This is a genomic window from Bradyrhizobium acaciae (assembly GCF_020889785.1).
In the GTDB taxonomy this organism is placed as follows: Bacteria; Pseudomonadota; Alphaproteobacteria; order Rhizobiales; family Xanthobacteraceae; genus Bradyrhizobium; species Bradyrhizobium acaciae.
The window spans coordinates 24881-32409 of record NZ_JACMYK010000079.1; the positions used below are offsets into that span (position 1 = coordinate 24881).

Consider the following 7529-nt stretch of genomic DNA (forward strand, 5'->3'; position numbering starts at 1 on the left):
AGGCATTACGTATGACCCGTGAGGAACGACAATTGCGCGAGGCGGTTATCGCCAAATGCCGATGGATGAATGCATCGGGGCTCAACCAGGGGACATCAGGCAACATTTCCGCCCGCTACAAGGACCGGATGCTGATCACGCCGTCGGCGACCCCCTACGATTCGATGAAGCCGGAGATGATCGCATCGATGCCGCTGGAGGGCGACTATGGCGCGTGGGAGGGGCCGCTGCAGCCGTCCACCGAATGGCGCTTCCATCTCGACATCACGCGCGCCCGGCCCGATGTCGGTGCCATCGTCCATACCCACTCGACCTATGCGACGGTCCTGGCGATCGCGCGCAAGCCGATCCCGGCCTGCCACTATATGATGGCGGCGTTCGGCGGCGCGGATATCCGCTGCGCCGGCTACGCGCGCTACGGCACCAAGGAATTGTCCGATCACGCGATCGCCGCGCTGGAAGGCCGCAATGGCTGCCTGCTCGCCAACCACGGCATGATCGCGCTCGGCGCCAACCTCGACAAGGCGATGTGGCTCGCGGTCGAGCTCGAGACCATCGCGAAGCAGTATTATCTCTCGCTCGCGCTCGATTCGCGCGTCATCCTGACCGACGACGAGATCGCCGACGCCGCGAAGGGGTTCTCCACCTATGGCCTGCAGGCGCCAAAGCCGAGCAAGGCCCGCGCGACGACAAAGGCGGCGCAGGTCCGAAAGTTTTTGCTATAGTCGCCGGTGAAGGAGAGCCCGATGATTGTGTCGCCTGCACTGCGATGGCCCGAGAGGGAATCTGGCCGCCGAAAAATGACCACGTCGGCGAATTCTGTGCGCGCATGGTGAAGCCGGGTATCCTTGTTGTCGCCGACGATGCTTCATTGCGAGCGACGCTTGCCCGCTGGCTGTTGCGGACCGGCTATGTCGTCGAACTGGCCGAGAGCCCGCGGCGGGCCAATGAGGTTGCGTCAAAGGCCACGATCAGCTTGGCCATGATCGCGCCGCAAGGTCTGGGGGCACCGGGTGTCGAGCTTGTGCACGAGCTAGCTGACTTGGTCGAGCACCTCATCATGATCGGCGAGCCCGGCGACAGCGCAGCGTCAGGCGAACCGGCCGTCTGTATTTCGATGCCCTTGAACGAGTTGGATGTGCTGGCCAAGGTCAGGTCCGTCCTGCGCCCGGCTGTGGCGGCGAAGGAGCCAGTATCAGGTCCGCAAATCCTGCGCTTCGAAGGCTTCACGCTCGATGCGGCCGCGCGCACCTGCGTCGATGCGCAGGGGCAGGACGTGACGCTGACCCGCGCGGAATTTTCCCTGCTGCTGGCGCTCGCGCAAAGTCCGGGCCGGGTGCTCTCGCGCGACGAGCTCACGCGCGTGGTGACAGGCCGCGGCGCGGAGCCAGAAGACCGCAGCGTCGACGTGCTGATCTCGCGCCTGCGCCGCAAGATCGAGCCGGATCCGAAAGCGCCGCGCTTCATCGTCACCGTGCCCGGCGAGGGCTACAGGTTCAGCGTCAAACCACAGGCTGTCGGGACGCAGGACCAGGCGGCAGCGGCTCAGGCGATGGACGTCGTCCAGACGGCGGACGCACCGGTCGTCGCACGCGACATGCAACGGCCGAATAGACGGCCGATGTTCGCCGCAATTGCCGCAGCTGCAGTCGTGCTGATCATGGCGGTCGTGGGATGGAAGGAGTGGAGCAACCGTGGTGCCTTGCAAGCGGTTGCTGAAGCATCGCCGCCAGGAGCCTCGCCCGAGGCGCGGCTTCCATCGAAGCCGACGCAGCCTACGCCGTCCCGGGAAGAGCAGCGCGCCATAGTGTTCAAGCGCATGGTCACGGCCATGCAGGATAACCAGTTCAACTGGCGTACGGTCGAGCGGTTGGCGATCCTGTCTGGGGTCGACGAGAGCGAGGCGCACGAAATCTTGGCGGAGCACCCCAACGAAATCGTGCTCGGGAAATCTCAAGAGGGCAAGCTGCTCGCCAAGCTCGTCGCACGCTGAGGCATTGCGTCTTGAGCTGCGATCAACCGGCGGCCTTGATGATCGGCACGCGGTGTTCGCAAGAAAACGTGGGCAACGCCTTGGAGCATTGCCCACGTTACGACTGGACTAGCCGCTTCACTTGGACTGATCCGCGGTCTTCACAGCGTCATTGTGGACGACAGGCGTCCAGGCGAAGGTGCCGAGCCCGCATTGGAGCCAGATCTTCTGGTAGCCGAGATAGTACATGGCGACTTCTTCGATGTTGCGCGCGGCCGCCAGTTTTCCGTCCGTCGCCAGATCCTGGATCATCTGCCGGAGCTCGCTGACCTTGGCGAGGTCGTCGTTGGAGAGCTGAGCCGAGGGCAGCAATTCATCGATCCCTGCCGCCAGCGCCGGAACGGTACCGCTGGTCCCGCAGCCGGATGCGATGGACGGAGAGGTCATGGACGGGGAGGCGACTGTCGGCCTCACCTGCGTCGCGACACCCGAGTTGGTCGTCGTCGCCAGGCGCACCGGAACGGCAACCGGGACAGTCACCGGCACCGCAACGGGCACCTGCGGCGCGAGGATCACGACCGTGCCGTGGCCCTTGTCCGAATCGTCATCCTTCTGCTTCGGCGTCTTGGGCGGGCACTTGAGCGGGTCGAGCGGGCAGACGTCGTCGACCGGATGCGGCTTGAGCGCCGGAGGCGGCGGCAATTCGGAGACCGGGATTTGCGGCTGCTTCATTGTCGAGCTCCCGACCGGAAGCTTCGATACCGGGATCTGCGCCGTTCCGACCGACGTCTTCGACGGTGCAGTCGGAATCTTTGGCGGGAGGTCGACCATCTTCTGGGGCCCCAAAACACGGATCGCTTCCTGGCTCGATTGCATGCCGGTGGCGGTCTGTGTCGGGGGGAGCTGCGTGGCGATGTGCGAGCTCGCGCCGCCAAAGACCTGCAAGGGCAGCGCTGCTGCCGGTGTGGCGGCCGAACCGATCGCGGTAACGCTGAAGGCAATTGCCAGAAAACCAGATGTGCGGAACATGACATTCTCCTGTGGTTGGTCGTGGGTTGAACATCCAGGGCGCTCGGCCTGTCTGGACGCGATGTGATCATTCACACCTGCACATCTGTAACCGCGCCAGATCGCGATGTTCGATAAATTGTCTAGCATTTACAGATGTTTACAGCGCATTCACAGGCCATTTACGGGGCAAATCAGCGCTGCCTCGGGTGGCTGCCGGCGTACCGAACGCTGGTCTCCGTTTTTCGCGACGAATGATCGGAGGGCAAACCAAGCCCCGGGGCCGGAAGAGGAAATGAAGCGAGCGGCTGAAACTGCGGTCGCAGAAACGAAACAGGCCGCCTGCTTCGGCGGCCCGGTCCGTACCGAAAATGTCTGGCGCAATCCGCGAAGGAGAGACGCCGGCGTTTGGCGCTAGTCGTTGGCCCAGCAGTACTTTCCCTCGTAACCCAGATGATATCCCGCCGGGCAGGCGCGCGGGCGATTTGGCCAGCAGTATTTGCCTTCGTAGCCGACATGCGTGCCGGGAGGGCACGAGAGCGCAGCAGCCTCGACGACAGCGGATTGAATTGCGATCGAGAAGTTGCCCAACGGAGACGCCGCAGCAACTCCGCTCGAGATCGCGAGTGCGATGGAGGTTTGGGCGAGAAGAAACAGGCCTGATTTGCGTGACATGACTTTCTCCTATGGCTGGTCTCGGTTGAACATCCAGCGGCGCGCGGCCTGTCTTGGATGGGATGTGAACATTCACACCATGCCGATCTGTCACACGGCCGCGTCGCGAAGTTCGAGAGATTCTTGAGCGTTTACGGCCGTTTACATTGGGTTCATCGGCCATTAACGGCCAGCCGCATGCAACGAGCCCGAAGTGACTACCGCCGTCGCGCAAGCCGTGCACAATGCCGCGGTGTCGCGTGGGCCTTCATCGAAGGAAGAACGTCGTGATTGGTGTTCGCCTGGTGCTCTTGCTTGCTGCGTTCGCCGGCGGTGCGGCGCCATCCGCATGGGCCGACGAATTGACGGAGACGCAGGCGTTATTTCCCGTCAGCATCGGTGGAAATACATTTCGCCTGGAAGGGCTCATCATCAGGAAGGCGGACGCCCCGGGCCGGCTGCCGATCGCGCTGCTGACGAATGGCGGCGCGGCAACCGCAACGGGCGGTGCGAATGCGACCGCCGCGGCCTATGCGCATTATGCCCGGGATCTGGCGCGGCGCGGATGGTTGGCGGTCGTCACGATGAGGCGCGGCTTTGGCCAGTCCGAGGGGCCAAAGCCGGTGCCGATCACCTGCCAGGCGGCTTCGCTCGGCGCCTGGGCGGGCGCCGCGGCGGACGATCTGCAAGCCACCATCGACACTGTTGCGAAGCGACCGGATGCCGATCCGAGCAAGGTGATCGTGATTGGATCCGAAATCGCCGGGGTTGCGGCGGTGGCGCTGTCGGCCCGCAACCCGCCCGGATTGGTCGGCGTCGTGTCTGTCTCGGGCGGGCTGCAATCGGAATCGAACTGCCCGATCAACGATCTCCTGGTCGAGGGATACAAGGGTTTCGGAGCAAAGAACCGCGTCCCGAACCTCTGGATCTATTCGAGCAGCGACAGGCTGTTCGGCCCCGATCTCGCCGAACGTTTGCACACTGCGTTTCTCGATGCCGGCGGCGATGTCAAATTCGTCATGTTCTTTCATGACGGCAATGTGGGCACCGCCATATTCGGCCAGGCAACGGAGGCCTGGTACGTCCAGATGGACGGCTTCCTGCGCGCCAACAATCTGCCGACGTGGCGCACGACCGAGGTGTGGAGTGCGATCGATCGGCTGAAGATTGTGGACAGGATGGAGCGGCAGAATTTCGCGGGCTCGATGATCCAGCATTATTTGCGGCGCCGGGTGAAAAGGCGATCGCCTTTTCACCAACCGTGCAGGCGGCATGGACGCGCCCGCAGGACAAGCTCGGCGCCGGGCCGCGCCTGCCGCTGAATTACCAGGTCGGCTCGCAGAGCCTTGATGACGCCCGCAGCGGCGCATTGGCGGCGTGCCAGAAGACGGCGCAGGACTGCGCCATCGTCATGGAGAATTTCCGATGGGTCGGTGACGCGCGATGACGAATGAACCGGTGTCCCGTCGAACCGCAACATTCGGCGCGAGCATCGTGGGCATTGTCGTCGCCATCATCATCGCGCTCTCGGCCCTTGTTCCGGCGATGGCGGGCGATCTCGTCCAGGAGCGCCAATATCTGCGCGTCAAAATCGGCGGCAAGGACGTTCGCCTGGAAGCGCTCTTCGTCAAACGCGCCGACACAACGGGACGTCTGCCGATCGCGTTTTTCAATCACGGGCGGCCCGCCGTTCGCGCCATGGCGGTGGACCAAAGCCTGCTCGACGATCCCGGCATCAATCTCATCGCCGATATCGCGCGCCGCGGATGGCTTGTCGTGGCGATCAACCGGCGCGGCTACGGGCTGTCCGACGGCCCGGTGCAATCAGACTCGCCATGTGCCGCGGATTCGTTCATGTCGTGGATGAACGCGGATGCCGACGACATCGAAGCCGCCATTGGAGCCGTTGCACGCCGGACCGATGCCGATCCGACAAGGATGATCGCGATCGGCACATCGGCCGGCGGCGCGGCTTCACTCGCGCTGGGGGCGCGAAATCCTGCGGGATTGGTGGCAGTGATCGACATCGCTGGTGGCGAACACATGGGAGGGTGCCCAGTGGTCGCCGATTCCGTTCCCGTCGATTTCAGAACACTCGGTTCGCGCAGCCACGTTCCCAATCTTTGGGTGTTCGCGAAGAACGATCCAAATCACCCCGTTGATCAGATCGAGGTGATGCGCGCGGCGTTCACGGGAGCCGGTGCGGATCTCAAACTGGCGTTGCTCGAGCCGATCGGCGAGGACGGCCACACCGGACTCGGATCAAATAGCGGTCGCGCGCAATGGCTGCTCGAAGTCGACAATTTTCTGAGGGCGCATAACCTTCCGACCTGGCCGGTCTCCAACGTGGACGTCGTGCTCCAGAAACTGCGATGGCCGCAGACGTCGCGCAACTACGTCCAGGCCTATCTGGCCGCGCCGGGCGAGAAGGCGTTCGCGCGAACGCCTGGCAACCAGAATGCCGCTTATCGGACAGCGCTGACCCTGGACGATGCGCGCAGGCTCGCCTTGGATGCCTGCCAGCAAAAAGGCGAGCCGTGCACGATCGTGATGGAAGATGACCGCTGGACCGGATCGCAGTGACGAGCCGATGCTGCCGAAGGCCGGAGGTCATCGCTTCTTTTTGCCGGGAAACCGATACGGGCTCAGGCCGATAGACGTAATCGGACGATAATGCGCCAGGATCTGTTCATTGCGACCGCCAAAGACCTGCTTGGAAGATGCCGATGCCGGAGTGGCGGTGGCACCTATCGCAATCATGCCGGCTGCAATCGAGACTATGCCTAATTTGCGGAACATGACTGTCTCCTTCACGAGTAAGGTTGAGCATTTGGCAGGCACAGACGGGTTGACCATCTGCCTATCGAGACGGAGGGGGCGGCGTCATTCTTCCTGCCAAACTCGGTTCGATCGCGCGCCCGACCGTCGTCCGCATGTGAGGGTTGTACGCCTTGGATACCTGCGGTTGCTTTTTGAAAGATGCCGCTGCCGGCGTGGTGGCAGACGCGATCGCAGCAAAGCTGAGGGCGATCGCCAACAAGATCGATTTGCGTAACATGGCTGTCTCCTGTGGTTGGGCCGATATGGATGAGCACCCAGTTCTCGCGACCTGCGGTGCGTGATGTGACCATTCACATCCTGCCCATCTGTCACGCCGCCACGCATGAGGTTCTCGGTATTCTGTGGCGTTTACGGTCGTTTACATCGCGTTTGCAGGCAGTTCACAGGACGTCGGGATATCGTGAGATTTGGCTCGATCGAAGAGAGTGCAGCCAAGACCGGCATCAATTGCGTGCCCGCATTCAGCAATCGCGACCTTCGCTCGCCGAGCAGCGCACTAACGAGCCATCCACGCGCAAGAATGCGGAGGCGTCGCCCTGGAGCGTCGCCTCCGCATGAACCGCGATTGTTGCTTCACTTCTGCTGCACCATACCAGTGCTGGCCACCTGCTTCTCCCAGTCGAAGGTGCCTGCGCCGCAGCGAAGCCAGACCTTCTGGTAGCCGAGGATGTTCATGGCGACTTCCTCGACGTCGCGCGCGGCGGCTTCCTTGCCGTCCGTCGCCAACAGCTGGATCGTCTGCCGCAGCTCGGTGACCTTGCTCATGTCGACATCGGACAACTGGGCGGTGGGCAGCAACTGGTCGATGCCTGCGGCAAGCGCTGGATTGTCGGCCGCCGTCATGCAATGCGGCGTGATGACGGGTTGCGCCTGCGTCGTCGCGCCGGAGCTGGCATTTCCTGCGGTCACACGCGCCGGCGTGCTGTAGGGGACCGTGACGGGAACGGCAACCGGCACGCGCACCGGCACCTGCGGCAGCACGAGCACGACCGGACCGCTGCCGGATCCCTTGCTGGTGCCTGTACCTCCGGTGCTGCCGCCGCCCGCGCTGCTG

Annotated in this window: 9 protein-coding genes; 4 read left to right on the forward strand and 5 right to left on the reverse strand. The window is 63.4% G+C overall.

Annotated elements, in window-relative coordinates:
- Positions 1-11: 11 nt before the first annotated feature.
- Positions 12-725 carry a class II aldolase/adducin family protein gene (locus H8A92_RS25725; protein ID WP_229198350.1) on the forward strand — a complete coding sequence of 238 codons (714 nt, stop codon included), beginning with the start codon at positions 12-14 and terminating at the stop codon, positions 723-725.
- Positions 726-769: 44 nt separating this feature from the next.
- A complete protein-coding gene (locus tag H8A92_RS25730) occupies positions 770-1993 on the forward strand; it encodes a winged helix-turn-helix domain-containing protein (RefSeq protein ID WP_229198351.1) in 1224 nt (407 codons plus the stop codon).
- A 117-nt stretch (positions 1994-2110) separates the two neighbouring features.
- Here the strand turns inward: H8A92_RS25730 and H8A92_RS25735 are convergent, their stop codons facing one another.
- Together H8A92_RS25735 and H8A92_RS25740 are read right to left on the reverse strand one after the other, a co-directional pair.
- The gene (locus tag H8A92_RS25735) at positions 2111-3001 is read right to left on the reverse strand and encodes a hypothetical protein (RefSeq protein WP_229198352.1); all 891 of its coding nucleotides are present in this window, start codon (positions 2999-3001) and stop codon (positions 2111-2113) included.
- Between the two features lie 393 nt (positions 3002-3394).
- Entirely contained in the window at positions 3395-3655 is a 261-nt protein-coding gene (locus H8A92_RS25740) for a hypothetical protein (protein WP_229198353.1), read from the reverse strand.
- Positions 3656-3921: 266 nt separating this feature from the next.
- On the opposite strand from H8A92_RS25740, the gene H8A92_RS25745 reads away from it, so the two are divergent.
- Positions 3922-4956, forward strand: coding sequence for a dienelactone hydrolase family protein (locus H8A92_RS25745; RefSeq protein ID WP_229198354.1), 1035 nt, complete (start codon positions 3922-3924; stop codon positions 4954-4956).
- Positions 4957-5179: 223 nt separating this feature from the next.
- Positions 5180-6217 carry an alpha/beta hydrolase family protein gene (locus H8A92_RS25750; RefSeq protein WP_229198355.1) on the forward strand — a complete coding sequence of 346 codons (1038 nt, stop codon included), beginning with the start codon at positions 5180-5182 and terminating at the stop codon, positions 6215-6217.
- Positions 6218-6244: 27 nt separating this feature from the next.
- Here the strand turns inward: H8A92_RS25750 and H8A92_RS25755 are convergent, their stop codons facing one another.
- The 3 genes from H8A92_RS25755 to H8A92_RS25765 form a co-directional block, all read right to left on the reverse strand.
- The gene (locus H8A92_RS25755; protein WP_229198356.1) at positions 6245-6433 is read right to left on the reverse strand and encodes a hypothetical protein; all 189 of its coding nucleotides are present in this window, start codon (positions 6431-6433) and stop codon (positions 6245-6247) included.
- 61 nt (positions 6434-6494) lie between these two features.
- The gene (locus H8A92_RS25760; RefSeq protein WP_229198357.1) at positions 6495-6692 is read right to left on the reverse strand and encodes a hypothetical protein; all 198 of its coding nucleotides are present in this window, start codon (positions 6690-6692) and stop codon (positions 6495-6497) included.
- 356 nt (positions 6693-7048) lie between these two features.
- A partial coding sequence (locus H8A92_RS25765) for a hypothetical protein (protein WP_229198358.1) occupies positions 7049-7529 on the reverse strand: 481 nt, incomplete at its 5' end.